This window comes from Flavobacterium adhaerens, from assembly GCF_040045115.1.
GTDB classification, from domain to species: Bacteria; Bacteroidota; Bacteroidia; order Flavobacteriales; family Flavobacteriaceae; genus Flavobacterium; species Flavobacterium adhaerens.
Genome location: NZ_JBDLZX010000004.1, coordinates 352475 through 379370 on the forward strand (window position 1 = coordinate 352475; position 26896 = coordinate 379370).

The window sequence follows — 26896 nt, forward strand, 5'->3', positions numbered from 1 at the left end:
TTAGATAAAATAAAAATCTGAGTGAATCAGTTTGATCTGTGTCATCCGTGACCAAAAAGTGCAATCTTTGTAAAATTTCTTTAAAAATCTGCTAAATCTGCGAGCTAATTTTTTCACGCAGATTTTGCAGATTTTTTTGTCTTTATTGATTTGCGTGTTCTTTTTTCTTTTTATTATTTCGTCCGTACCAAATAATAAATCCAGTAACAGGCAAAAACATACAGATAAGTCCAACAATCAATGTTAAGGTTTTTCCGATCCAGCCCGCCCAAAAGCCGATATGAATATTCATCGTCCACTCATCAATCGATAATCCATTCATCACTTTTGTTGGTATTTCAAGCTCCTGTCCAGAATAACGGTTTATCACATACGTTTTTCCGTTTTCTATACCTTTAAGTCCAATATTGGTACCCGTTGCTGCAAAAATACTTGTAATACTATCTTTTTGCGCGACTGATAATTTGACTTGCTCGATTGTTTTGTCTTTGGCAAATAAATTTTCGATAATTGGATTTAAAGGAGCAAATGTTTTGGAACTGTCATATTGTGGACTAATATCTCTTAATTGTGAGTATGCTTTCGGAGTTCCGTCTAATAGTTTGTGAGTTGCTGATTTTAATGGTTTGTTTACAATAATTAATCCCGTAATCGTAATTATAAGCGCTGGGATTAAGTTGTAAAATCCCGGAACGTTGTGCAAATCGTAGTTTAATCTTTTGAATGAAGCGTCTGTTTTTATCGTAAAACTTTGCTTTCGGGTCGATTTATTCCATTTTTTTGGCCACCACAAAATGAGTCCTGTTATCAATTCGATCAAAAATATCCAAATCGAAATTTCTACAATGAGATTGCCAACATCGCCAAACGGAATATGCCCAGAATGGATGTGTGCAATTACATAAAAGAAATCATAGGCTTTGCCTGAATCCAAAACTTTACCAGTATAGGGGTCTATCCATGAAAATTGTAAATCTCTTTCTTTGGTAGATGAAGCCATTTTAATGGTTCTCTGCGGATCTCTGTAATTGATGTAATAGCTTGGTTTTCTTTCAGGGAGTTGTTGTTTGAAAGAAGTAATGATTTCTTCTGGTGTTAATCGATGGTCTTTTATTTCGGTAACGTATTTAGCATCAAAAGCTAATGCATCAATTATGTCGTCACAATAAATAAACAGTACTCCGGTAAGCGCAACAATAAAAACAATAATGCCAGAAGTGAGTCCTAGCCATAAGTGTAGCCAATGGTTTAACTGGCTCCATTTACTTTTTTGTTTGGGATTTTTTTTTGGTGCTACTTTTTGTGGATTCTTTGTCATAAAACTTTTTATAAAAACCAAGCTAACAATGCCCGAAAGAATTGCTAGCTTGGAAAAAAAATAAACTAATTTTGAGATTTAAATTTTGAAGATAAAGGCGGTTAACAAATTTCTTGTTTTGTTATTTTTTAAGAATTCCAACAGCTTTAACGCCTTCTGCAGTTACTTTAGATAACTGAGTTGTTACTGCACTAGAAGGGTTTATAGCGTACAAATAATGCTCGTTATTAGAATTGGTTACAGGTACCACTAATCTGTTTTCATCTGTGTCAATAAATGGAGTTCCTATCAAGAATGGATCTTCGTCAACTCCTGCTTTTGTAGGGAAACCAGTTACCCATTTAAATGTTTTTGCAGCTACGTCAACCACTGCAAAACGGTCTGCATCTACTCCAAAAGTTGCATTGGCATTTGTACCAGGATACATGCTCAACACAAAAGTAGAACCTCCCATGTAGTACGATCTAAATAAATTATAACCACCTGAAACTTGCGAAATGTTAAAGAAATAACTGCTGTCAAATGCAAATGTTCCTTTGTTGACTTTTAAGATTCCTGAAGGAATAGTAGTCGTTTCAGCATCATCATAGTTGGTTTGTCCTGATGAAAATACATAAAGGTCACCACTCTCAACAACTTCTAAACCAGTTTCTCCCTGAGAATATTTTTGTCCAGCAACAAATCCAGTTCTTCCAGAATCTTTTATTATTTGTTTTACGGTAAAATCAGAATTAAAAACAATAACATATGTTTTATTATAATTTGCTGAACCAAATGAGCTGTTTGAAATACTACGAGCTCCAGCAATCATATATCCACCATATTCAGCAATGTCAGTAAGGTATGCTGCTTCACCAGTTTCTAATAAGTCACTAGTTACTACTGTATTCGCAACAGAAGCATCTGTAGCAGGATCTACCGTGTAAAAATAAGCTTTTTGTTCAACAGATGGATCTCTTAGTCGATCTGAATAAGCTAAAACTAATTTCCCATTTACCATTCCTTTAGTTTGGATTGATACATTCAAAGCCAATTCGTTTCTTTTTTCCAAAACCCCTTGGTCATTAAGAACATAAGATGCCGTTACTCCTGCATCTGCTTGGTTGTACAAAAAGCCATATACCACTTTAGCGTCCACAAAACTCCAAGTTCTATCTCCTGGAGATTGAACAGCACTAGCTAAAGTAGCATCGAAAGTAGTGGTTAAATTATCTCCTGTAACTAAGTAATCATTCTCTCCAGAAGTAGCGGCAACTACATATTTTGCGGTTTCTTCTGGTTCTGGTGTAGTATTATTATTGTCGTCGTTTGAACATGATGTTAACGAAATTAGCGCAGTAGCTACTAAAGTGCTAAAAAATAAATTTGCATTTTTCATAAAATAATAGTTTAATTTAAATTTTTGATAAAAAATATCTCAGCTTTACCGTAAAACTTCTTCCTGGTTTTTGTAAGCTGTAGTTGTCGTAAAGATTTTCGTCGAAAATATTTTTACAGTCTATCGAAAGATTGTATTTTCCTTTATCCCAAGAATAAGTTGCTGTAATATCATTACTAAATTGAGTAGGAACAGTTGCTCTGTTTGATGCTTGGTAGGTGTCGTAATCGTATAAAAATTCATCTACAAAGTTTAAGTTGTAGCCTATACTAAGTTTGCCACTTTCTGTCCAAAGGTTATTAAAAAGATAAGTAGCCGATAGGTTTGCATAAAAATTAGGTTGATTGGGTAATATGCCTTTGTAATATGTACCTGGAGTATAATTTTTAGGTTGCAAGTACGTTATGTTTACATTGGTGTTAAAATTATTTCTGTAAGAATATCGTAATTCGGCATCAACTCCCCAAGTTTTAACCAATTCTACGTTTTCAAAAATTCCTTCTCCTTGTGAATAGCTGATATCACGTCTAATAAAATCGTTTGTTTTACGATAAAATCCGTTAACATCGGTGCTAATAACATTATTTTGATTTACTGTCCAAGTATTGATAAAACCTAAATTAAAATTATTACTAGTTTCGGGTTTTAAATCAAAATTAGCTTCATAAAACCCAAATACCTCACCAAATAATTCTTCACTTACAGGCAAACGGCAGGTTAATTCGTAATTGGCTTTCAGTTGAAAATGATCTTTTATGAAATAAGTAGAGGTAAATCCGTAACCATATTTGGTGTCTCCTCTAGTAACGGTCTGAAAATTGTCAATTCCATTTTGATTGGATAAATTTAAAAATGCTGAAGCATGGTAATGATACATTTTACCAAAAACAGAAGTACTTAATTTAGGAGTGATGTCACTGTTATAACTTGCCCCTAAAATGTTACGGTTGTTTACTCTCGGTTCTTGATTAATAAAATCATCTACTGCTACACGTTCATCACCTTTGCGAGCATAAAAATTAGCAACGTTGTTTAAGGTAAAACGGTTGTTGTCGTTAAATTTATAATTTAGATTAGCATTTATTGTTCCATTGTTGGTTTTATAAACATAATCCGAATATTGAATTTCACCTAAGGAATTAGAATGTACCGATTCCCCCAACCAGTTATATTCGCGATCTGAAACATCCACATTGTGACCACCTCCAAAATTATAATTTGCAGCAAGGTTAAAATCCAATTCTTTTAAGAAGAAATCTCTTTTGGAATACAAAAAGGAAGGCATTATGACATCCGAAGTTTGGTATTTTTCCCCAAAAGCCAAATTCAGATAAGCAGGATGCTGAATTTCATCGTACTCTTGCCCTAATGTAAAACCAAATAACAGCTGATCTGCAAATGTTTTGTTTACCAAACCAATTTTTGCAATTACGGTTTCATTGTGATACACATCATGAAAACGACGTACACGCTGAGGTTCTTTGGATAATAAATTAGTTTCAAAATCTTTTATAGAAACATCAACATAATAATTATTATCCGAGTAATTTTGAAAAGCACTTATTTGTGCTGTAAAGCCACTTTTTGAAGTATAACCAGCGTTTACATAAGTTTTATGAGTATTAAAAGAGCCGAAAGAATAGGTTGCATCTACATAAGTACCTTGTGTTTTTTTGGTTACAATATTTACTGCACCACCCAAAGCATCTGAACCAAAATTAACAGGAACAACTCCTTTGTAAACTTCAATGCGCTCAGCTAAATTTATGGGTAAATTATTGACTTGAAAGGCCGGACTCATAGCATCCATAGGCATACCATCGATAAAAAAACGAACATGTCGGCCGCTTAAACCATTTATATTTACATTGGTTGCAGAGCCTACTCCTCCTTCTTGTTGTACCTTTACTCCCGAAGCTCTGTCTAAAATTTGCGTTAAATCGACCGCTACATTATGGTATTGCGTTGCGTCTATTGCTACAACATTAAATCCTGATTCTTTTACCTTTTGTATATCCGATTTTCCTAGTACTACAACATTATCTAATTCAAAACTAGGGTCATCTTCCAAAATTATGTTTGCAGTTTTGGTTTCGCCGTTCTTTATTTCAATCTCAATTTCTTTTTTTAAGTAACCAACTTGTGAACAAATGAGGGTGTTTTTTCCAGGTTTTACGTTTATACGATAAAATCCATTTTCGTCAACGTTTACAGTATTACCTGATATTTTATCCTGAATGTATGCACCTGGACTGGGTTCATTAGTATCACTTAAAACTTTTCCTTTAATGACAGTTTCTTGTGCACAAATACTGATGGAAGAAAGTAGAAATAAACATGTTATTGCTATAAATTGTCCCATCCAGTTTTTAAAATTAATCATTGTATTTTTTTTGTTTTGATTTTTCAACTACTATTATTATTTAGAATAATTAAAAATTAATAATTTTACGCAAAAGTAGTTAGTTAGTGAAAATCTCATTAACGCAAACAGTATTTATACTAACGCAAAACGGATTATATGAGAACAGTGATGAGAAGTGATATTTTTGATGAGGATACAATTGTGATTAATGACCCAATTCAGTTCAATAAAGAGGATCTTGTCGAAAATAAAATTATACATAACAGCAATGGTATTTCGGGTGTTATTACTGATATAATGCTTAATGGTGTTCATATGAGTATTCTCGATTTGGTTATAGATAAAGAATCTCATTCTATAGAAATCGAACATGATTTCTCGTTCATTAAACTGCATATAGAAATAGAAGGTGATAACGAATATTGCCCTGATGATGCTTCGCATAAAGGTATTTATATACCGCAAGGACATTATAACTTGTTTTATTTGCCTGTTATCAAAGGAACTTTACATTATAGAACGCAAAGGCGAAAATCATTAGAGATTACTTTTACTGAAGATTATTTGGATCAATTATTTTTTCCCAATTTAAAGACGACTATCCCGTTACTGGCCAAAGCAATACAGAATAAGACCACTTACAAAATGTGGGAAACAAGCAAGAGTATTTCTCCAAAATTGTATCTTTTGATTGAAGATATTTTGCAATGTAATTATGCTGGATCAATAAAAAAAGCTTTTCTAGAATCTAAGGTTGTTGAGATTCTCAGTTATTTATTTACGATTATTAATGAAGAAGAGAATACTAAAATCAGCGAAGATTTGAGTAATGAGGATTACGTTAAAATTTTGGCTGTCGAGAATATTTTGCAGACCCAATTCAAAGAAAAACATACACTTTCTAGTATTGCGTTGGCTGTTGGTCTAAACGAATTCAAACTTAAAAAGTATTTCAAAATGGTATATAATTCTAGTGTCTTTTGTTATTTGGCACAAATAAGAATGGAATATGCAAAACAATTAATTACCGAAAAACAGTATTCAATTGCTTTGGTATCTGAAGAGTTGGGGTATAAAAATCCGCAACATTTTACAGTAGCTTTTAAAAAAGTTTTTGGGTATTTGCCAAGTAAATTAAAAGCAGAACATTAATCTTTTATAGCACTGAGATTCACAAAGAAGGCACAAAGATTCACAGAGCTTTTTAGAAGTAAATGAAAATCTGTGTTTATCAGTATAAAATCCGTTTCATCTGTGGCTATTACCTAATTTGGGTTTAATCTTAGTGTATCTCTGAGATTTCTTTGCGAATATCAGTGAAATGGAGATATAGCTAAATTTTAGCCTTAAACGTCTTAACCGTAAATTTTTTAGATTTTATTACTTTGCCTTTGTCAGTAATCATGATACAGCTGTAATCGGGGAATTTTTCGAGTAACTTCAAACCGTCTGTTTTTCCCAAGACCATTAGCGAAGTACTGAGTCCGTTGGCTGTTTCGGCATTTGGTCCCAAAACAGTAACACTGCACAAACCTGTTGCAGGATACCCTGTTGCAGGATTGATGATATGTGAATAGCGTTTGCCATCAAAAACGACAAATTTTTCATAAGATCCTGAAGTGGTAACAGCACCTGTAAGCGGAATTATAGCTAATAATTTATCAGGATGGGTAGGATTGGTAATACCAATATTCCAGGGTTTTCCGTTGGGTTGTTGCCCCCATGTACTCATATCGCCAGTTCCGTTTACAATTCCGGCCTCGATTCCTTTGGCAAGCATCATTTCTTGGCATTTGTGGGTGGCATACCCTTCGCCCAAAGCGCCAAAACCAATTTTCATTCCTTTTAATTTTAAAAAGATAGTTGAGTTTACGCTATCCAAAACGATGTTTTTATAACCTACTTTTTCTACCGATTTTTTGATGGCTTCTTCCGAAGGCATTTCGGTCATCGATCCATCAAATTTCCAGATTCTGTCCATGGCGGCAAAGCTGATGTCAAAACCTCCGTTGGTAATTTCGGAGAATTGCAGGGCTCTTTTGGTGAGCTCAAAAACTTCTTGATCGACTTTTACGGGTTGAATTCCAGCATTTCGGTTGACTTCGGAGATTTGTGTGTTGGGTTTCCAGTCGGAAATTAAATATTCGATTCGGCTGATTTCGGCTATGACTTCTTCGATACTTTGTTTAGCGGTGATGGTGTCTTTGGCAACAATGGTAATATCAAAACGTCCACCCATGAGCATGGTCGATTTTTTTTGTAGAACTTGCGCATGACAAACTTGGCTCATCATTAAAAAAAGAAGGAGAGAAAAAAGAGTAGCGGTTTGTTTTACTGTTGGTTTCATGTGTTGTTGTTCTTCAAGATTTCTAAAAATTTACTGGAAGAATTGTTGTTTTATGTTTTGGTTTCTCAACGGAGGCCTAACATGTTTTCAAAACCGGTTAGGGCTGAAATTGTGAATTATGATTCATTTCCAAAAATGCAAAATGCCAGCTTTTAGCCCCGATAGAAGTGAAAATCCTTGTCCTGCGGTGTTCGCAGGGCAAGATTGTAACGAATAGCGGGACTCTTGTTTGCAAAAATACCTAATCTTTTGGCTTCTAAAATACTTAATAACAATCTGTCAGGATCTGTCCTTTGGATTTGTAGTAGGCTAGAGTAGTGTTGTTTTGGGCTAGGCAAATTGTGTCTAAAATGGTTTCGACATCAAGCTGCATTTTTAGTGCACCACAGATCATTATCGAGCCTCCATTTGCTAATAAATCGGTGAAATAAGCTTGGTCTCTTTTAATCAAATCCATTACATATTGATGGTTTTCGATGCGTGAAAAAGCCAAATGAAAGTTTTTTAAATGCTGTTGGGCTATCATTTCGGAAGCAAATTTTTGGTAATACGAAGTGATTTCTGTTTTTTGACGGAAGCCACTGTACAACTCGATTGCTACTTTTTTCTTGTTTTGTTCGATCATTCCTAGAAAAGGAGCAATTCCGGTTCCGTTAGAAATAAGAGCTATTTTTTTGACATTTTTAGGCAAATGAAAAGCGTGGTTATTGATGATTCTAGCTTTGATTGTATCGCCGATATTTGCATTGTACAAAAAGCCAGAGCCTAATCCGTGGGGGTGTAATTTGATGGCTAATTGGATATTTCCGTTGATTTTGGCTATCGAATACAGGCGTTCCTTATTGTCGTTGTTGGGATAAATAGCAAGCAAATCGCCCGAAGTAAATTGAGTTCGCATACCTGTTCGCAAGGTTAATACAAAGGTTTGTTCAGTTTCGGATACTGTGGTTTTTTCTATTACCATCATTTTTTCTAAACCTTTTGGAATATGATTGTATAGCGATGGAGTAGTGGAGAGTGGGAGTTGGGTTTTGGCGTTCCAAAGTTGTATCCACTCTACAAATTCTACAGCCGATTTGTCGTTTACAGTTTGTAAATCGATGATGCGTTGTGCCCAATTTTGATTGGCTAATACCGAATCGATATGTTTAGCATAACCACAAAAATCGGGATATGATCTTGAACCAAAACCTACTACGGTATAATTAATTTGTTGATTTTGTTGGTGTTTGCTTAATAATGTTTCAAATTTATGGGCATTCGAAGGAGCATCGCCCAAGCCGTAAGTAGAGCTGAAAATGATTAGATGCTCTGCTTTTGGATACTGTGTATAATTGTTTAATTGAGCCAGATGCACTTTTTGACCTTGATCGATTAATTGTTTTAGGACAGAATTGGCAAAACGCAATGTGCTTCCGTTTTCGGTTCCTACCAAAAGAATAATATTGCTTTCTGCTGCTTTGAATTTGTTTTTGATGCGGCTGGCTCGGCGTTTGAGCGTCATGGCAAAACCAGAATAGATAAAAAACAGTATGTTTAAACTCGCTATTCCGAGAACCAAAGCCCAAAAGATATTGCCACGCCCTGTGTGCAAATCCAAACTCAAATTGGCCAATAATGCTGCTGTAGCAAAACGCTCTTCATTAATGATTGCTGCTGAATATTGTTCGACTTCTATTTTTCGGTCTTTTAATTCAAAGATGTAAAAATCTTCTGGATCGTCTGAAAAAGGAAATTCGATTTTGGTTACTTCAGAAAGTAGAGTAGTTTTGAAATCTAATTTTTGATGTACAACAGTCGAAGTCTTGGATTCTATTTTATTGGTTTCTGTTGTTGTATTTTCAAAAAAATGAAAACGTTCCATTGATAAATATAGCCCAGTTAACGCAATAATCAAGATGGGAATAAGTGCCAATCGGCCTAATAAAACATGGTAGTATTGTGCAAAATATTCTTTGACAATTTTGGAGAAAAATTTTCGTAAACCTTTTTGTCTGTTGATAATCAAGGCAAAACCCGATAGTGCAATTAGCAATAAAAGAAAAGCATTAATACCAATAAAAATGCGTCCCATTTCGTGCAAAAACAAAGAACGATGCAGTGATGTTACCCACTGTATGAATTCTGATTTTTTTTGGGGTGTGCCTATAATTTTTCCTGTTGAAGGATCTATATAGGCATTGATGTCGTTTCCTTCTTGATCAATCGCTTGTAAGGTTACAAAATGATTGTGATCGATGCTCAATTCAGTAATTTCGGGATATACTTTTCGAAGTTTCGGTAATGATTCTTGGAGAGTTAAGTTTTCGAAATTGCTTACTTGATACGAAGGTACTTTTTCTTGAATTGCATCATAGGCTAAAATGGTGCCAGTTATTGAAGCTATGATTAAAAAAATACTTGAAAATAGTGCAAAGACCAAGTGCGTATAACGCCAAAAAGAAAGAGTCATTATTTAAATTACGAATTACGAATTAATGAATTACGAATTAATGAATTACGAATTAATGAATTACGAATTAATGAATTAAGAATTGAATTTACATTCCCCCAATTCTCAGTACTATATTTTGCTTAATCTTACGTATCTAATGTATCCTTTTCCTTCAGTTTTGTCTGCCATTGCATCGGTGGTAAGTGGAAACTCTAAATCGGTAACATGGTATTTTTGATCCTCAACCGCAGATTCAAAACGCAATTTGTATCCTTTGTTTATTTTTGAGTTATCAATTTCAAAAGTAGTAATGCTACGGTCACCGCCAGTTACTGACGCTCCAGTTATGGCACTAATATCGGTAGGTTTTGCTGATTGAAATTTATACCATTCTTTTAAGCTTTTATACCATTTTTTGTCATCACCCATTACGTAAAGTGTTTTTTCGTATTCTCCTTTAGGATTTATAAGTGATACAACTATATAAGCTCCTTCGCCAACGTAATTAGACATTTGAAGCATACATTTGTATTTACTAGTTTGAGCGTTGGCTTGAAAAGATAAAAGGAAAATTAATGTTAGGGTAAAAATTGTTTTAAAGATAGATTTCATATTTAGATTTTATTAGTATTTGGAAATAGGGATTAGTAGTTACAATTTGCATTTAGTCAAATTGTAACTACTAGACTCTATAAATATTATTTTAAAAATTCAACAGATACGTTGTTTTTGGTTAAAGTTTCGTTTTCTTTAGCTAATGAATAAGCTGTTTCGTCAAACTCGGTTTTGATATCATTTTTGGCTCCAATAGACAATAAGTATTTTAAGATTTCATCGTTTTTGGATACCATTGCCGCTTTATGAAGAGCTGTTAAACCTTCATTGTTTTTGGCATTTACATCAATTTTTAAATCGGCTATTTTTTTAAGCAAATTTAAATCGTTTTTTAATAATGCATAGTGATACAAAGTGCTTCCGTCCTTTTGTGGAGCACTCAAATCTAAACCTTTGTCTTGTAATAATTTCATTTTAGCTGCAAACGGATCTTGTTTAGGGGTATTGCCTCCATTTCCTTGTGGTCCTCGACCCATCATTTGTGGGCTATAAGATTGGACTAAGTAAACTCCAAGATTATTTCCTTCCTTATTGACGATTTTTGCATCCGCTCCGTTGTTTAGTAAAATTTCGACTGCTTTCGGAGACCCAGATGCTACCGCCATTGTAAGTGCAGATTCACCTTTGTTGTTTACAGCTGTAATATTTTTTACAATTGGCAGTAATAATTCTAAAGTTTCGGTATTGTCTCTTGAAGTTGCGGCTTTCATCAAGACTGTATTTCCGTACTTGTCAGTTTTGTTTACATCGGCACCTTTGGCAATTAAATAATTTATGATTTCATTTTGTTTTGGTTTTGTTGCCAATAAATGAAGTACAGTTTCTCCATCTGTAGAAAGAACAGTTGGTTTTAATTTTAAATCTTCGATCAAATATTGATATACTTCTATAGGATTAGTATCACGTCTAGAACCTTGAGCGGCAAATAATAAAGCATTATCATTGTATTTTACCCCTTTTTCTAGTAATGTTTTTAAGAATGGAATATTTCCAGTTCTAGCCACATAATTAAAGGCTGTATTACCATTGTTATCAACATCTTTTAAGGATAATCCTTTAGTAGTTAAATAATTTGTTATCGTTAAGTCTTTGTCAGATGCAATTGCCAAAAGTAGTAAGTTGGCACCATCTTGGTATTTTTTCTTCGGATCAACACCAGCTTTGAAGAAGGCATCATAAATAGCTGTGTTTTTTTGTCCACTACTTGCAGCAGCGGTGATAGGATAGCTTCCGTGGCTGTCTTCTAAGTTGATGTTTGAACCTTTTTTGATAAGATATTCAATGATCTCAAGGTTTCCTTTTCCAGCAGCCCAATGCAAATAGATGCGATTATCATGAGTAGATTTGTTGACTGCATTACCCGGTTGTTCCAATAAGAATTTGATGGTTTCATTTGGTGCTTCAGCATTGATAGCCATTACAACTGGATCAAAAGAGCGATCGTTTGATTCTGCTGGATTGTTGCCTTTAGCAATTTCGGCTTGAACTGTAGCTACATTTGGAGTTGTTTTCCAAAAAGATTGATCTAAAAGAGTATTTTTTTGTTGTGCATTTACAAAAAAGCTTGCTGCTAGTGCAAAAGAAATGAAAAGTTGTTTTTTCATAATATCAAATGAGGGTTGTTAGGTAATCGAGTGTTATTAACTGCTATTTAGAATAAATAAAAATAAATGCAAATGTAAAAAAATAAATAGTCTAAAACCAATTCTAATGTATCGGAAAAGAGACTATTTTTTTCTTAGACTGATTATAAAGAAAAAGGTTTAAAGCTAATTGCTAAAAACCTTTATTAAAATTTGTATAACAGCTAATTCAGAAAATGAATTTTAAATTGCTCTAGTTCGGTATGTGATTTAGAATAATCAAAGAACCATTTTGCTAATTTTTGGATTTCATGTGGTGCTAATGTATGTATAGCTTTTTGAAGTTCTTTTGAGAAAAGGATTGAGTCAAAACTCACTTTTTCTAATATTGTGATAGTATAGTCCAACATGATAATAAATTTGATTGCATTATTGTTTTAGTTGCATATAATACTTACAAAAGTATTATTTAAAATTATATTTCCAAAATTATTTATATTTATTCTAAATAAAAATAAATTACTCCTTAATCAATTCTTGTGTTTCAAACATAATGGATTGATTTTGATTAAATGAAAAAGGTTTAAAGTGATTTTACTTTAAACCTTTTCAATATCAAGTTATAGGATAATAGTTAAAATTTGATTGTCAAACTTCCTAAAACATTTGTTGGTGCTTGCGATGCACCCCAGATATCCCAGTATTTTTCATTGGTTATGTTGTTGATTTTTAGTCCTATTCTCCAACTAGGTTTTTCATAAAATACTGTAGAATTTAGCACAGTGTATGAAGGCATATAAACTGTATTTTCGGCATTAAAATAATTTTCATCTACATAGTTCGCTCCAAAACCAATTCCAAAGCCTTTTAGATAATTCTGAAAAGTATAAGATGTCCAAAAATTAACTACATTTTCGGGTGAATTGGTTGCTTTGTTTCCTTCGATTGCAGCATTTGTAGCTTTGATAATACGGTTGTCGTTGTACGCATATCCAGCAATAATGTTTAATCCAGTAATTGGATTTGCAATCAATTCAAATTCATATCCTTTGCTTACTTGTTTACCATCTTGAATAGTATAATTTCCGTCAGTTCTTGTTTCTGTTCTTGTAGCATTATCAATCGTAATGTTGTAATAACTTACAGTAGCATTAACTTTTTTATTAAAAATTTCAGCTTTTACTCCTCCTTCGTATTGTTCAGCATAAATTGGGTCTAAAACTAATTGAGTTGCATCGGGTTGTGTAACAGGGGCCATATTTTGGAAACCATTCATATAATTTCCGAAAACAGAAACTTGATTTTTAACTACTTCGTAAACCAAACCTAATTTTGGTGCCCAAGAGTTTTGGTGATACGCTTTTGCGGTTGGAATTTCATCGCGATTGAAATTATCAAAACGCAAACTTAACATTGTTGAAAGTCTATCGGTAAAGCTAATAACATCGGTAACATAGGTACTGAACGTTTTTTGATTGGCTACAGGGGAAGTAGTTAAAACTAAACCTGCATCAACTGCTTTTCTTCGGATTGGTGTAAAAGGGGTGGTTACATCTATATTGTCTAGTGTAAATGTTGTTCCTCCCGAAAAATTGGAGCTGTAATATCTGTAATTGGCTCCTACAAGTACATTATGTTTGATTCCAAAAGTGCTGAATTTACCATTGACGTTTTCTTGAATATTAGTGTAATTGTTGTAAATAGGTCCCCAAAGTCCAACTCTTCTCGCAACATCTTTTGGAGAACTCCAAACAGCATAGCTTTGATAACTGCGTTCTACATCTTCACCTACGAATGAGAACAATGTTGTCGATTTCCAGTTTTCCGACAAATCGTATTCAGCTTGAGCGAAAATTTTTGTCCCTGTTGATTTTGCATCATTATCATCATGAAACATTGATTTTTTATAGTCAATCAATAATTTTTCTGGATTTGTAATTCCCGAATTAGCCGCATAGGTATTGTAAGTTCGTCTAGTATTATTAGCACTATACAATTCCGCATCTAAAGAGAATGTTAGCTTGTCTGAAGCTTTGTATATAAGACTTGGAGCGATAGCTGTTGAATTGCTAAAACCATAATCTAAAAAGCTTTTTTCTTTGTTAGCAGCAAAATTAAAACGGAATAAGACTGTTTTGTCTTTATTTAATGGGGTGTTAATATCGGCGGTTAATCGATTTAAACTAAAGCTACCAGTGGTGTAAGAAACCTCAACTGCTTTTTCTTCAAAAGGTTTTTTAGTTACTAAATTTACTACGCCACCAAAAGAAGAAACAGTAGAACCAAATAAAGTTCCCGAAGGCCCTTTTAGAATTTCAATTCTTTCTACATTTGATAAATCAGTAGAGGAACGACCTGATACTGTTTCCATACCATTACGGGCATTTATACCAACAGAGAAACCTCTGAATGTTACACCAACTCCTCCTGATGGATAGCTCACTGATACAGCTCCAGGCGAATTTTGTACGGCACTTTTAACATCTACTGAGATTTGCTCTTGTAAAAGTTCTTTTGGAATTACGCTATATACCTGTGGATTTTCAAGATTCTTTAGAGGCATTCTAGCTACATAATCGGTTTTTTTTGATGTAATAGTTTTGCGTCCATTTCCGTTTATAACGACTTCTTTTAATTCTTTGTTTGAAACCTTTAATTGTATTTGAAGATTTGATGTTTCACTTTCGTAAACCACAACATCTTTTTCTACGGATTCATAGCCAGTAAGAGTGATGACTAATGTATAACTGTTGGCTTTTACTTTATTAAATTCAAAACTTCCATCCTCATTAGAAATGGTTCCGTATTTTGAATCTTTAAGTATAATGTTTACTCCATCAGCAGGGCTACCATCGGAAGTTGTTATAGTACCTTTTATTTTGCCATAATTCTGTTGGGCAGAAGCTGTGATGCTGAAAAATAGGAATAGACAAGTTAATAAGATAAATTGTGGTATACTCTTTTTGAAATTGATCATTTTTTTTTGGTTTTAATTACTAATATTATTTAGACCAATTAGACGCAAAAGTAAATAATCAAAATCGATTTTAATGTTTTTATTTAGATTAAATAAAAATAATTTTGTTATATTTATTCAGATATGTTAGCTGTTTGATAGATTTAACTGCTGTAAATGTAAAGAAGAACTGTTTCTTTTGATATTCAGTTGAATACTTTGTTTTTTACAGGTCAATTCTTCAAATGGTTTGAATTAATTTGAAGTATAAATTTTTTCCTTTTTAACAATAGGATTTTTTTTCTTTTTCTTATTACGTCCCCACCAAATCATAAAACCGGTAATTGGCAAACTGGCTGCTACTAAACTGGCAAAAAATGCCAACACCTTTCCAGGGAAACCAAGAATACTTCCTACATGTAAATCATAATTGATAAAACGGAATTTTTCGCCTAAATTTTTATGTTCAAAGGCTGTGGTTTTTAGTTTTTTTCCAGTGTATTGGTCGTATTCGATAGATAAATCATCGACACGGTTTTTGAAACGAATAAAGGTTTGTAAAGTTGCTGCTGTATCTTTAGGAACAAATACAAAATAACTTTTGGCATTGGGATGCATTTCTTTAGTATGAGAATAAATTTTGTCCAGATCGTGTTTCAAATTTATTTGAGTCGTATCTGAAACTGTTTTTTCCTTTTTTTCAGTGGCTTTTCCACCATTTAAGGCCCATTGCATCCCCGAATCGAACCAATCAAAAGCCCAAACCAATCCAGTAAGTGCAATAATCAAAGTAAAGATCATAGTGTAATACCCTAGGATATTATGAATATCATAATTTTTTCGTTTCCATTTGGTGGAGTCTTTCCACTGAAACCAAAAACGTTGTTTGGTTGCACTTTTGTTTTTGGGCCACCAAAGTATAAGCCCCGTAATTAATGAAATGATGAAAATAATAGTGGCGGTACCCACAATTGGATCCCCAATAGTGTGTTCTAACAGTAGTGTTTGATGCAACATTCTCACAAAGAAGAAGAATTCAAAATTGAAATTTTCTATCTCCTTGATGTTTCCAGTATAAGGATCTATGTAGATATACAATCTGTCGTAGTGATTCCAGAACCAAATACTATTGCTTTCGAGCTCGGTAAAACTCCAGAAAGCAATAGTTCGGTCTTGTTCATTTATGATTTTACAACCCGAAATTGGTTTACCAATTTTTGTTTTGGCAATTTCTAAAAGTTGGCTTAGGGGTAATGGTTTGTTTTTTATTTCATCTACTTGATAATATTCGTGAACTATTGGTCGTAATTCTTCTTCGAAAACATAGATACAACCTGTAATTCCCAATATAAATACAATTAGGCCTGATGCTAATCCTAACCATAAATGTATTTTGCCAATAGATTTTTTAAAATTCATTATTCTTAACTTCAAAATGATTAAACCAATTTAGATTGTTTTGTGGGTTTCAATTTAAATGTGACATAGAGTGTAGTTGAAGCTAAGATAATCCAAAATGCATCTATAAAAAACACTTGAAATTGATTATTGCTAAAGGTTTTCCAGAACCAATTCCCAGTTACGATTCCGTTGGTTAACGGAACCAAAAATCCTAAAATACTACCTGATAGCAAACTAAATTTGTTGGTAAATGCATCGTTTCTTTTGATGATAAAAAATACTGTTAACAACAACCAGCTCACAAAATAAAAAGTATAAATATTGGATTGACTAATTGGATAAAAAGCTTTGCAAACAATAAAAGTCAAAGCTGTTATTGGGTACATACTCAAACAAATAGCCAAATAAACACGAACGACTCTACGATTAAAACGTCTTTTGTTTTCAGGCATTCCCTTTTTTTGACGAGCCACTAACCAAATCATCACACCCGAAATGATTACGACACACCCAATAATTCCTAAAATAAAGCTAATTATTTTTAGGGAATAACCACCGTAATTGGCAAAGTGAAGAACGTAAAGTAAATTTTTTACCGTATCCAAATAGGTGGTTTGTGTATATGGATTTTTTTCTTTTACAACTTTTCCGGAAGCAATATTGTAAACCAATTTTCCTTCTCCTGTAAATTGTTGTTTAGAAGCCAATTGTCCGCTAACAGTTAGATGCATATTTACATCTCCGTAATTTTCAATTTCAATGTGTGTTACATTAAAATCTTTCCATTTGTTTTGGGCATCGACCACAAAATCATTGATATGATAAGGAGCTTGTAAGGGTTTGTATCCAAATTCGCGTGGAGGCGAATCGTATCCTAATTCTATAAATAATTTTTTTTGGTCACCTTCATATAAAGCGGTAAGGGTAGGAGCAATGACTAATAGTTTAATCATAAAAAATGCTCCCGTTACGGCATACACAAACTGAAATGGTAAGCTTAAAACACCAAGTGAAGTATGCGTATCAGTCCATAGCGTTTTTAATTTTTCTTTAGGTCTGAATACGTAAAAAGCAGAAACTATTTTGTTCCAGTGCAATAATACTCCAGTCACTGTGGCAAACAAGAAGAACAAAGCCACAAATCCGGAAAGATAATAACCCACAGGGTATGGGATTTGAGCCAGAAAGTGAAGACGGTACAAAAATTCACCCAATGAATACGATTCTTCATAAGTGGATTGTTTGAACGTTTTGGTGTCGAGATAGAAAAACTTACCTTCTTTATCTTTTTTGCTAGCGAGGCTGTCTTTGGATTCTTCCAATGAAACATTTACCCTTCTTTGAATACTGTGTTTGGATATTGAAATTGTTCGACCGTGTAAATTGGTTTCTTTATTGATAGAATCCAGTAGGTTTTCTGTATTTACTGAAATAGCTTTCGAATTGGCAACAGATTCGTTTCTTTCCCAATTGGTAATGTCATCTTTGAAAAACGAAAAAGAACCAGCAAAGAAAATTACATAAAGAACAACGCTTATTACTATTCCACTAACAGTGTGGGTGTGAAAAAAGATATTATAATTTCTGTTATTCATAAAAAGAGGCTATTAATTATGAGTTTGTCCCCAATACACTATTGTGGAGAATACTAATGTTAAGGCTAAAAATATTCCCCATATTTTCCATCCATTTTTGGCAAGAAAAGCGATTACCATCAATGCGACCCAAAGGATAAAACAACTGAAAGCCATAGTTATGATTACATTGGCACGGTCAAACCAAGCGGCTAGAGCCAGATGAAAACTTACCGATACTAAATAACCGCCCAATATAGCTGCGGTAATTTTTGCAAAACGTTGTGTTTTGGATTTGGTTAAATATTTTGGATTCGCAGGCATATAATTTGGATTTAAGAGTAATAAAATTCAATAATACCAATAAGGATAAACAGTAGGAATATGTTCTTGAAAGTAATATATTCTAATGGTTTTAAAATAACTATCAAACTTCCAATGGTCATTAAAGCTATACTAAACACTAAGCTCCCAACTCCAAATGCAGTTGTTGCTACCCAAATTAGATAGGCAATAATTAATAAGCTTACTCCAAAAAACTTAGTTTGAGATGGGTGGTTTTTCATCCATTTTTCAATAGAATGATTATAGGTTAATGTAGCTTTCTTAGAAGTGTAGTACAATGCATAGAAAGCTACAAAAAGTATGAAGATAGCTAGAGTTATCATCTTTTAAACTATTTTACGCTAATTAAATAGGTGGCCATTTGCCAAACTTCGTCGAATTTTTTTCCGTTGTGATCTCCAGATTCTTTCTCGGTAATAGCAAATTCGGCCATATAATTTCCTGTCCAGATAGGAGTGAAAGTCACTTCTCCTTTATCATTACTCCATAATTCTTTTTCCCATCCATTAGGAGCAATTACTTTTACTTTTTGACTTTTTGCAATTTCGTTTTTGTAACGAACGGTTAGTGTAACAGGACTGTCTTTTTTCAAAGCAGTAGCTTTTGAGTTGAATACAGTAATGATGTTAGAATTATTTTCTGCTACATTACCTGTTTCAGATTTGCCAACGCTTACTGTAGTGCTTGAGTTATAATCCAATTTCATAGTACCGTAAACATCTTTTACCAAATGATGTATTACGATAGTATAAACACCTTCTTCTTCTGGTGTAAATAATGCTTGGTATTTATTGTCAAGCATTGTAGCCGATAATTTTATTTCTTTTTTACTTGGACTAATAGCGACTAAACTAAAATCTTTTAAATCTGAAAACCATTTAGCCGCAGGCGTAATGTCATTGTCGGAAAATTCACCAAAATAAACATTGATTTCTTGTGCTTTGCCTTTGGTTCCTGTAGATTTAGTTTCTATCCAAAGTGCGTGTGCGAATGATGTTGCAGAAAATAGCAGTGCTACTGTTGCAAATGCGATTTTTTTTAAAAATGTTGTTTTCATAGTTTTATAGTTTTTTATTATAAAAAAGTTTTCTATTAAAATATGTAAAACTCCTCATTTGGATGAGGAGTTTTAAATTGAAAAAAAGTAGCTAACTGAGATTCTTAAAATTTATAGGTTATACCCGCATAAACACTTCTCAAACGTTGAGGCGTTATGGTTGACCAACCAGAATAATATTTCTGATTTGTGAGATTGTTTAATTTTAATGAAATATTAAATTTTTTAGCGGAGTATGAAAGCGACGAATTCAAAATGTTATAACTTGGCAATGCAAAAGTTCCAATGTTAGAACGGTTCATAGTTTTGTATTCACTAGCATAGTTTCCACCAAATCCAATACCAAATCCTTTTAAGTCACCTGTTGGGAAAGAATAGCTTACCCAGTAGTTAACCATAGTTTCTGGTCCTGCTTCTTCTGGTCTCAAACCTAAATAACCAGCGCCAGCAGTTTCTTTAGTAACTTCACTTTTGTTTTTGCTATAACCAGCAATAATGTTTAGTCCTTCAACTGGGTTTGCAGTAGCGCTTACTTCAATTCCTCTGCTAAACACAGCTCCATCTTGTACAAAATCATTAACATTGACTGGATCTGTCATTAATTTGTCTGTTACATTAATGTTATAATAACTAATAGATCCTGAAATAATATCTTTAAACAAGTTGGTTTTTATTCCGAACTCATACTGATTTGCGTGTTCTGGTGTAAATGATTCCATACGAGTATTACCTCCACCAATATCTGAAACTTGTTGTGGCATAATGTTAGAGAAACCATTCATATAGTTACCAAATACCGAAAGCTTGTTCTCGATTAATTGGTAAACTAATCCAAATTTCGGAGAAACTGCCGTTTGGTCATTAGATTCAGCTGCAGTAGTAGATTTGAAGTTATCAACTCTTAAACTCAACATCGCACTAAAATTATCAGTAACATTGATAACATCTGAAACGTAAGCACTCATAACTTGTGTTTCGGCTTGATTGTTTATAGGAGGATTATTTGGATCAAAAGCAGCCGCTATTTTTTTATCAACTCCGGCTTGAGTCAAATCTCCATCGTCCTTTTGGTTTTTAAGCGATACAACACCATTGGCTACCCAAGCTGAGCTTAAGCTGGTAATGTTTGAATAAAAATAATCCAAACCAACTACGATTCTATTTCTTAAACCAAAAAGTTTGAAATCACCGTTGAAGTTTTGTTGGATATCTGTTGTGTTAGTTTGGCCATTTCCTTTAGAAATAAATCTCCCAAACTGATCTCCATTTCCTCCATCCCAAAGGTAAGAGTAGTAACCAAATGTTTTGGTATGGCTTCTAGATAATACGGTTTGAGAGGTCCATTGGTCAGATAGTTTATATAACATCTGAGTTTGCATGTTGAATGATGGGTTACTCATAACCAAATCATTTGAATTGTATGATTTCTTATAGTTTTGATCAAATAAATCCATTGAGTGGAATGATAGAGGAACTCCTCTGTTCAAGAAAATCATTGGAGCAATTGCTGAATTTCTGCTCAAAAATTCAGTATTTACCAAGAATGTCAAACGGTCGCTTACTTGGTATTCTAACGATGGTGCGAAGAAAAATGATTTAGAAAAGCCTGAATCTTGGAACGAATTTTCATTTTGATAAGCCGAATTCAATCGTATAGATAAACCTTCTTGTAAAGGAATGTTAATATCAGCTGTTACTCTGTCCATTCCGTAAGTTCCAGAAGTATATCCAATTTCACCTCCAAAAGAATGGTAAGGTTTTTTGGTAACAATGTTAATTAAACCTCCGTATGAAATTAAGCTACTTCCGAATAAAGTTCCAGAAGGTCCTTTGATTACTTCGATATTATCAACATTGATTGGGTCGGTAGTAGTGTTAGAAACAGCTGGTAAACCATTTACCATTGTAGGTTGAACTGCAAAACCTCTCATACTAAAGTATTCTGCTCCATCAGTTCCACGTCCAGTTGATTCCCAAAGGCGTGTAATTCCTGTGGCATTTTTTAGAGCATCATTCAAGTTGGTTACAACTTGTTCTTTTATTAATTCACTCGTAACAGTGTTATAAACTTGTGGATTCTCAATGTCTTTCAAAGGCATTTTTGAAACACTAACACTTTTTTCTCTTTTGTATTTGTACTTATTTGAAACTTGTACTTCTTGTAAATTACTGATAGTGTCTTTTTTTGTCTCTTGTGCAAAACTAGCTACTGTTAATAATAATGCAGAGGACAGTAAAATTACGTTCTTCATTTTTATTTAGATTGATTAAATATTGGCGCAAATTTAAATACTAATTTATTGTTAACAAAGTTTATTTAGAATAAATACAAATAAAAAACATTAATCACTTGGTCTGTATAGGTTTGTAAAGTGATAATTGAGAACTGTATTTGCTATATGATTGTTTATATATAGGATAAGTATTGTTATTTAGTTTAGGTTTTTGTATACTGATTTTAAAAAAAAGGAACATCTGTTGTATAGTTTGTTTTTGATCTTTTTTTACAGAATAGTTTTTTTTGAAAAAAAGATGTAGTAAAAATTGTATATAAAAATCACTTCTGACTTTTTTTTTACCAAAAACAACTTTTGATTTGGTATGACTGATTACGGATTTCTTTTTTTTGAGGTTTGTAAAATAAGATTACATATGTAAAACAAGGGGTCTTATTGATAAATATTTAAAAGTTTAACTTAATACCTTATAAAATTAAGGGGTATTGGATAAAAAGACATATTTTTGATAAGAATCAAAATATAAACCACTATTGTTATGAAAAAAATTGAAGCAGTTATTCGAAAATCAAAATTCGAAGATGTAAAGACAGCTTTGCATCAAATTGGGGTAAACTTTTTTAGCTACTGGGATGTTACCGGTGTAGGTAACGAAAAAGAAGGGCATGTTTATCGTGGTGTTAGTTACAGTACTTCTGATATTCAGCGTAGGTATTTATCAATCGTTGTTTCGGATCCTTTTTTGGACAGAACCGTCGAAGCATTATTGCAATCAGCTTATACAGGTATGGTGGGTGATGGCAAAATTTTTGTTTCCGAAGTAATAGAAACCTACCGAATTAGAACAAAAGAGAGCGGAACAGATGCTGTGAATTAATTAAACAATTTTACGAATTTTAAATAACATAAAAATATGGATACGAATGCTGTAATAGACTTAATGTGGGTTCTAATCTGCGGAATTTTGGTGTTTTTCATGCAAGCAGGTTTTACACTAGTAGAAACAGGTTTTGCTAGATCTAAAAATACAGGTAATATTATTATGAAAAACTTAATGGATTTCTGTATCGGGAGCGTGGCCTTCTGGATTATAGGATATTCATTAATGTATGGAGAATCTATATCAGGATTTATTGGTACACCAAGTTTACTTTTTGACAGTGCAAAAGACATGCATAGTTTGTTTTTTCAAACAGTATTTGCTGCTACTGCTGCAACTATCGTTTCTGGAGCCATAGCCGAAAGAACTAAATTTACTACTTATCTAATCTTTTCACTTTTGATGACATTAGTAATTTACCCAATTTCAGGAAGCTGGGTTTGGAATAGTGGCGGTTGGTTAGCCAAAATGGGATTTACTGATTTTGCTGGTTCATCAGTAGTGCACTCAGTAGGAGGTTGGGCATCATTGGTAGCAGCTGCTATGGTAGGTCCTAGAATCGGTAAATATAATGCAGATGGTACAGCCAATGCAATTCCCGGACACAGTTTAATGTTAGGTGCTCTTGGGGTGTTTATTCTTTGGGTGGGATGGTTTGGTTTTAATCCAGGTTCTCAATTAGCCATTTCTGGAGACAATGCTCTTAAAGTAGCCGGGATTTTCATAACTACAAATTTAGCTGGTGCTTCTGGTGCTTTGGCTGCAATGTTTGTCACCTGGATTGTGTACAAAAAACCTGATATATCAATGACCTTAAACGGTGTTTTGGCTGGTTTGGTTGGTGTAACTGCTGGTTGCGCTGCTGTAGATACATTTGGTGCATTCTGTATCGGTCTTATTTGTGGAATTGTAGTGGTGTTTTCTATCGAGTTTATCGATAAAAAATTAAAAATTGATGATCCAGTTGGAGCGGTTTCGGTTCATGGTGTTTGTGGTGCTTTGGGAACATTGCTGGTAGGTGTTTTTGCCATAGATGGTGGATTGTTTTATGGTGGTGGATTCGAAAAATTAGGAACTCAAGCTATTGGAGTATTAGCAATTGGTGCTTGGACAGTGGTGACTTCATTTATCATTATTTTTATTCTGATAAAAACAATGGGTATCCGTGTTACGAAAGAAGAAGAATTAGATGGACTTGATATTCATGAACATGCGACAAAAGCTTATAATGAATAAAAATTCACATTCACCCAACGGGGTTACTTTAAAATAAAACAAAGATTTTTAGAAAATTTAAATTTTGTAATTCATAAAAAAACCTACATCAATTATTGCTTTTTGATGTAGGTTTTATTTTAAATAGATATTTAGATTATTGAACTTTCTTCATGCCAAAAGTTTCAGAACTTGGTTTCCCTAGTTGCACACCAGATATAATAGCTACCAAACTGTCATTGTTTACTAATGAATAGGTTATTTTTTGCGGATAATCATGTTTTGCGTTTTCAAATACCAATTGTTTTTCGGCTTGATTGGTAAGGGTAAAAGGTACTGCTTTGTTTTCGTTTTGACCTTTTACTGAGGCATTGTAAACTAGTTTTTCACCTTTTTGTTGTAGTGTAATTTGTTCAAAATGGAGGGTGTCTTTTCCTTTGATAAAGAACGATTCGCCCTGAAAAGTGCTATCGTTAATTTGTTTCCAACTCTCTGTAAGTTCACCTTCGTCTATTTTAGCATTCCACTTTCCTAATAACCAATTAGCAGTTTTGATTTGGTCTTTTTCGGTAGCTTCGGTTTTTTTGCAAGAGACAAAAGCTAATAACGCTATAGTAAGTAAAATTGGAGTTTTCATAATAATTGTTTTTGAGTAAAAGGTTGAGATGCTAAATTAGGAAAAAAAAGCGTAGTGTTTTTATTTCACAGAGATACACAGAGAAAAAACAAGTTATACGAAAATGATTAAAAAAAAATGTAAATCTCCGTGTTGTCTTTTTGTGTCTTTTCGAAATAACTTTTTAAATGATTTCTTTCAAGATAGTATGAACCAATTCCTTAGTTGGTTTTTGGTCTTTTAATTTTTCCCTGACCAAATCAAAAGTAACTTTAAAATCACAGCCCAATTTATAATCCCCACAACCGTAAGCTGTTTTCCCTTTTAGGATAACACCTTTTTTGCACTTAGGACAAGTTACTATATCCGATGTTGTAGTTGGATTGGCTTTTGGTTCGGTTTTCTTTGGTTCTAATTTGAGAATATAATTTTTCTCAAAACGAATTAAGCCCTCTACAGTTTCAGAACCTATTTTGAAGCCTTTTATATTGACCGTTGAACCTTTTTGGAGCAGTCTTAAATACTGGCTTTCTGTAATTTTTTTATCCAAAAAGACAAAAGGCAATACAAAATCACAACCCGATTTGTATTCGCTGCATCCATAAGCCGATTTTCCTTTGATGAAATTCCCTTTTTGGCATTTCGGACAAGTTTCTGCCAAAATTCCTTCGGCTTTCTTTTTTTCAGCTACAATTGCTCCCTTCTGAATCGTAGAAGCATGCGAAATATTGGCGCTTCGGGTTTCGCTTCGGACTTCATAGACCAAAGCTTCTACCATACGTTTCATGTTGGCAATAAAGGATCCAGCGGTAAATTCGCCTTTTTCAATATCTTTCAATTGCTTTTCCCAGGACCCCGTAAGTTCAGCTGATTTGATTAACTCATTCTGAATCGTGTCAATCAGTTGAATTCCAGTTGGTGTTGGCAAAACCTGTTTTTTGTTCCGAACAATATACTGGCGTTTGAAAAGTGTTTCGATAATATTCGCACGTGTTGACGGACGACCAATACCATTTTCTTTCATCAATTCACGTAAATCTTCGTCATCCACTTGTTTTCCTGCGGTTTCCATGGCACGCAGTAAAGTCGCTTCGGTAAACTGATTGGGCGGTTTGGTTTCTTTTTGTAGAAAAGAAGGTTCGTGCGGACCTTTTTCGCCAACGGTAAAACTTGGCAAAATATCGGCTTCTTTTTCTTTAGCATTAGAACTGAGCGAAGACGAAGCTTCAAAAACTACTCGAAAACCTTTTTTTAAAATTTCTTTCCCAGTTGTTTTAAAAGTGACTTTGGCAGCTTTCCCGATTACAGTGGTGTTGGCGACCAAACAATCATCATAAAAAACCGCAATAAATCGCTTTACAATAATATCATATACCTGTTGCTGATTGTATGGTAAATTGATCTCGACTCCAGTTGGAATAATGGCATGGTGATCCGTTACTTTTTTGTCGTTGAAAACTTTGGGCGATTTTTTGATTTTTTTCTCTAAAATCGGTTGGGTCAGTTCGGTGTAATTCGTCAATTTTTGCAAAATTCCTGGTACTTTCGGATAAATATCATTCGATAAAAAAGTAGTATCGACTCTCGGGTAAGTGATTACTTTTTGTTCGTAAAGACTTTGAGCAATTTTGAGCGTTTCTTCTGCTGAAAATCCAAATTTTTGGTTACAATATACCTGTAATCCTGTTAAATCAAATAGTTTTGGAGCATATTCGTTGCCGTTCTTTTTTTCGACAGAAACAATTTCGAACTCGCTTTCTTTGACTTTGTTGGCCAGAATTTCACCATCTTCTTTATTCAAAAAGCGGCCTTCTTCATAGCTAAAAAGAGTTTCTCTATATAATGTTTGTAATTCCCAATAGGGTTGTGGTTTAAAATTTTCGATTTCTTTGAATCGATCTACAACCATTGCCAATGTTGGGGTTTGTACTCTCCCAATGGATAAAACCTGTTTGTATCCGCCATGTTTTACGGTGTACAGTCGGGTGGCATTCATGCCAAGTAGCCAGTCGCCAATGGCTCTGGAGAATCCGGCGTAGAATAAATTATCGTAGTTGGTTGAGGGTTTCAGGTTTTCAAAACCTTCTTTGATAGCTTCTGTAGTCAGCGAAGAAATCCACAAACGTTTTACTTCGCCTTTGTATTGCGCTTCGTTCATTACCCAACGCTGAATGAGTTCTCCTTCTTGTCCAGCATCCCCACAATTGATAACCAATTCGGCTTTGTCAAAGAGACTTTTTACGATTTTGAATTGTTTTTGAATACCTGAATTTTGAACTACTTTGGTTTCAAATTTTTCGGGAAGCATCGGTAAGTTGTTCAAATCCCAGCCTTTCCAGTGTGGTTTGTAATCGTTGGGTTCTTTTAAAGTACACAAATGACCGAAAGTGTAAGTCACGGCATAACCATTACCTTCGTAATAACCATCACGTTTTGTATTGGCACCCAAAACGGATGCAATTTCGCGTGCGACACTTGGTTTTTCGGCAATACAGACCTTCATTTTTTCTTTAGGATTTGAAGGCGAAATTAGGAATTTTGAAATTGGTATTGAAAAGAAATTTAATGTTGTAGA

The 26896-nt window shown here is 33.7% G+C and carries 20 protein-coding genes; 3 read left to right on the plus strand and 17 right to left on the minus strand.

All coding sequences use genetic code 11. From position 1 onward, the window contains the following. Positions 1-142: 142 nt before the first annotated feature. The 3 genes from ABEB18_RS07820 to ABEB18_RS07830 form a co-directional block, all read right to left on the minus strand. Entirely contained in the window at positions 143-1318 is a 1176-nt protein-coding gene (locus tag ABEB18_RS07820; RefSeq protein ID WP_348798669.1) for a PepSY-associated TM helix domain-containing protein, read from the minus strand. A 121-nt stretch (positions 1319-1439) separates the two neighbouring features. Continuing rightward, complete coding sequence (locus tag ABEB18_RS07825; protein WP_348798670.1) at positions 1440-2696, minus strand: DUF4374 domain-containing protein; 1257 nt, start codon at positions 2694-2696, stop codon at positions 1440-1442. A gap of 16 nt (positions 2697-2712) precedes the next feature. Next, positions 2713-5079: a TonB-dependent receptor gene (locus ABEB18_RS07830; RefSeq protein ID WP_348798671.1), complete on the minus strand. Its 2367-nt coding sequence runs from the start codon at positions 5077-5079 to the stop codon at positions 2713-2715. A gap of 138 nt (positions 5080-5217) precedes the next feature. Here ABEB18_RS07830 and ABEB18_RS07835 point away from each other — a divergent pair, with 138 nt between their 5' ends. Beyond that, complete coding sequence (locus ABEB18_RS07835) at positions 5218-6213, plus strand: helix-turn-helix domain-containing protein (protein ID WP_348798672.1); 996 nt, start codon at positions 5218-5220, stop codon at positions 6211-6213. Between the two features lie 181 nt (positions 6214-6394). Here the strand turns inward: ABEB18_RS07835 and ABEB18_RS07840 are convergent, their stop codons facing one another. From ABEB18_RS07840 to ABEB18_RS07895, 12 genes are all read right to left on the minus strand, one after another. Beyond that, entirely contained in the window at positions 6395-7408 is a 1014-nt protein-coding gene (locus ABEB18_RS07840) for an FAD:protein FMN transferase (RefSeq protein WP_438861439.1), read from the minus strand. Between the two features lie 265 nt (positions 7409-7673). Beyond that, entirely contained in the window at positions 7674-9860 is a 2187-nt protein-coding gene (locus tag ABEB18_RS07845; RefSeq protein WP_348798673.1) for a PepSY domain-containing protein, read from the minus strand. Positions 9861-9971: 111 nt separating this feature from the next. Further along, a complete protein-coding gene (locus tag ABEB18_RS07850) occupies positions 9972-10454 on the minus strand; it encodes a DUF2271 domain-containing protein (protein ID WP_348798674.1) in 483 nt (160 codons plus the stop codon). An 86-nt stretch (positions 10455-10540) separates the two neighbouring features. Further along, on the minus strand, positions 10541-12061 hold the full coding sequence (locus ABEB18_RS07855; protein ID WP_348798676.1) for an ankyrin repeat domain-containing protein: 1521 nt from the start codon (positions 12059-12061) through the stop codon (positions 10541-10543). Between the two features lie 203 nt (positions 12062-12264). Then, positions 12265-12450 (minus strand): hypothetical protein, encoded by a 186-nt coding sequence (locus tag ABEB18_RS07860; protein ID WP_348798677.1) that lies wholly within the window; start codon positions 12448-12450, stop codon positions 12265-12267. Positions 12451-12674: 224 nt separating this feature from the next. Then, complete coding sequence (locus tag ABEB18_RS07865; RefSeq protein WP_348798679.1) at positions 12675-15017, minus strand: TonB-dependent siderophore receptor; 2343 nt, start codon at positions 15015-15017, stop codon at positions 12675-12677. 234 nt (positions 15018-15251) lie between these two features. Then, complete coding sequence (locus tag ABEB18_RS07870) at positions 15252-16415, minus strand: PepSY-associated TM helix domain-containing protein (RefSeq protein WP_348798681.1); 1164 nt, start codon at positions 16413-16415, stop codon at positions 15252-15254. Between the two features lie 20 nt (positions 16416-16435). Then, positions 16436-17992, minus strand: a complete 1557-nt coding sequence (locus tag ABEB18_RS07875) for a PepSY-associated TM helix domain-containing protein (RefSeq protein ID WP_348798682.1) — start codon at positions 17990-17992, stop codon at positions 16436-16438. A gap of 12 nt (positions 17993-18004) precedes the next feature. Then, a complete protein-coding gene (locus ABEB18_RS07880) occupies positions 18005-18295 on the minus strand; it encodes a hypothetical protein (protein WP_348798683.1) in 291 nt (96 codons plus the stop codon). A gap of 11 nt (positions 18296-18306) precedes the next feature. Continuing rightward, complete coding sequence (locus tag ABEB18_RS07885) at positions 18307-18639, minus strand: hypothetical protein (RefSeq protein WP_348798684.1); 333 nt, start codon at positions 18637-18639, stop codon at positions 18307-18309. 8 nt (positions 18640-18647) lie between these two features. Continuing rightward, on the minus strand, positions 18648-19373 hold the full coding sequence (locus tag ABEB18_RS07890; RefSeq protein ID WP_348798686.1) for a hypothetical protein: 726 nt from the start codon (positions 19371-19373) through the stop codon (positions 18648-18650). 104 nt (positions 19374-19477) lie between these two features. Further along, the gene (locus tag ABEB18_RS07895; RefSeq protein WP_348798687.1) at positions 19478-21625 is read right to left on the minus strand and encodes a TonB-dependent siderophore receptor; all 2148 of its coding nucleotides are present in this window, start codon (positions 21623-21625) and stop codon (positions 19478-19480) included. Positions 21626-22148: 523 nt separating this feature from the next. Here ABEB18_RS07895 and ABEB18_RS07900 point away from each other — a divergent pair. Next, positions 22149-22487, plus strand: a complete 339-nt coding sequence (locus ABEB18_RS07900) for a P-II family nitrogen regulator (protein WP_348798688.1) — start codon at positions 22149-22151, stop codon at positions 22485-22487. A gap of 36 nt (positions 22488-22523) precedes the next feature. Then, positions 22524-23726, plus strand: a complete 1203-nt coding sequence (locus tag ABEB18_RS07905) for an ammonium transporter (protein ID WP_348798690.1) — start codon at positions 22524-22526, stop codon at positions 23724-23726. A 136-nt stretch (positions 23727-23862) separates the two neighbouring features. Here ABEB18_RS07905 and ABEB18_RS07910 read toward each other — a convergent pair whose 3' ends face one another. After that, complete coding sequence (locus ABEB18_RS07910) at positions 23863-24342, minus strand: DUF6265 family protein (protein ID WP_348798691.1); 480 nt, start codon at positions 24340-24342, stop codon at positions 23863-23865. A 163-nt stretch (positions 24343-24505) separates the two neighbouring features. Further along, positions 24506-26824: a type IA DNA topoisomerase gene (locus tag ABEB18_RS07915; protein WP_348798693.1), complete on the minus strand. Its 2319-nt coding sequence runs from the start codon at positions 26822-26824 to the stop codon at positions 24506-24508. Between the last annotated feature and the right edge of the window lie 72 nt (positions 26825-26896).

Bases quoted from the DNA above. Each gene is read 5' to 3' on its own strand.
- ABEB18_RS07835 (WP_348798672.1), top strand. From the start codon at position 5,218: ATGAGAACAGTGATGAGAAGTGATATTTTTGATGAGGATACAATTGTG.
- ABEB18_RS07890 (WP_348798686.1), bottom strand. From the start codon at position 19,373: ATGAAAACAACATTTTTAAAAAAAATCGCATTTGCAACAGTAGCACTG.
- ABEB18_RS07830 (WP_348798671.1), bottom strand. From the start codon at position 5,079: ATGATTAATTTTAAAAACTGGATGGGACAATTTATAGCAATAACATGT.
- ABEB18_RS07880 (WP_348798683.1), bottom strand. From the start codon at position 18,295: ATGCCTGCGAATCCAAAATATTTAACCAAATCCAAAACACAACGTTTT.
- ABEB18_RS07855 (WP_348798676.1), bottom strand. From the start codon at position 12,061: ATGAAAAAACAACTTTTCATTTCTTTTGCACTAGCAGCAAGCTTTTTT.
- ABEB18_RS07875 (WP_348798682.1), bottom strand. From the start codon at position 17,992: ATGAATAACAGAAATTATAATATCTTTTTTCACACCCACACTGTTAGT.
- ABEB18_RS07915 (WP_348798693.1), bottom strand. From the start codon at position 26,824: ATGAAGGTCTGTATTGCCGAAAAACCAAGTGTCGCACGCGAAATTGCA.
- ABEB18_RS07870 (WP_348798681.1), bottom strand. From the start codon at position 16,415: ATGAATTTTAAAAAATCTATTGGCAAAATACATTTATGGTTAGGATTA.
- ABEB18_RS07865 (WP_348798679.1), bottom strand. From the start codon at position 15,017: ATGATCAATTTCAAAAAGAGTATACCACAATTTATCTTATTAACTTGT.
- ABEB18_RS07885 (WP_348798684.1), bottom strand. From the start codon at position 18,639: ATGATAACTCTAGCTATCTTCATACTTTTTGTAGCTTTCTATGCATTG.
- ABEB18_RS07840 (WP_438861439.1), bottom strand. From the start codon at position 7,408: ATGAAACCAACAGTAAAACAAACCGCTACTCTTTTTTCTCTCCTTCTT.
- ABEB18_RS07850 (WP_348798674.1), bottom strand. From the start codon at position 10,454: ATGAAATCTATCTTTAAAACAATTTTTACCCTAACATTAATTTTCCTT.
- ABEB18_RS07820 (WP_348798669.1), bottom strand. From the start codon at position 1,318: ATGACAAAGAATCCACAAAAAGTAGCACCAAAAAAAAATCCCAAACAA.
- ABEB18_RS07905 (WP_348798690.1), top strand. From the start codon at position 22,524: ATGGATACGAATGCTGTAATAGACTTAATGTGGGTTCTAATCTGCGGA.
- ABEB18_RS07845 (WP_348798673.1), bottom strand. From the start codon at position 9,860: ATGACTCTTTCTTTTTGGCGTTATACGCACTTGGTCTTTGCACTATTT.
- ABEB18_RS07895 (WP_348798687.1), bottom strand. From the start codon at position 21,625: ATGAAGAACGTAATTTTACTGTCCTCTGCATTATTATTAACAGTAGCT.
- ABEB18_RS07900 (WP_348798688.1), top strand. From the start codon at position 22,149: ATGAAAAAAATTGAAGCAGTTATTCGAAAATCAAAATTCGAAGATGTA.
- ABEB18_RS07860 (WP_348798677.1), bottom strand. From the start codon at position 12,450: ATGTTGGACTATACTATCACAATATTAGAAAAAGTGAGTTTTGACTCA.
- ABEB18_RS07910 (WP_348798691.1), bottom strand. From the start codon at position 24,342: ATGAAAACTCCAATTTTACTTACTATAGCGTTATTAGCTTTTGTCTCT.
- ABEB18_RS07825 (WP_348798670.1), bottom strand. From the start codon at position 2,696: ATGAAAAATGCAAATTTATTTTTTAGCACTTTAGTAGCTACTGCGCTA.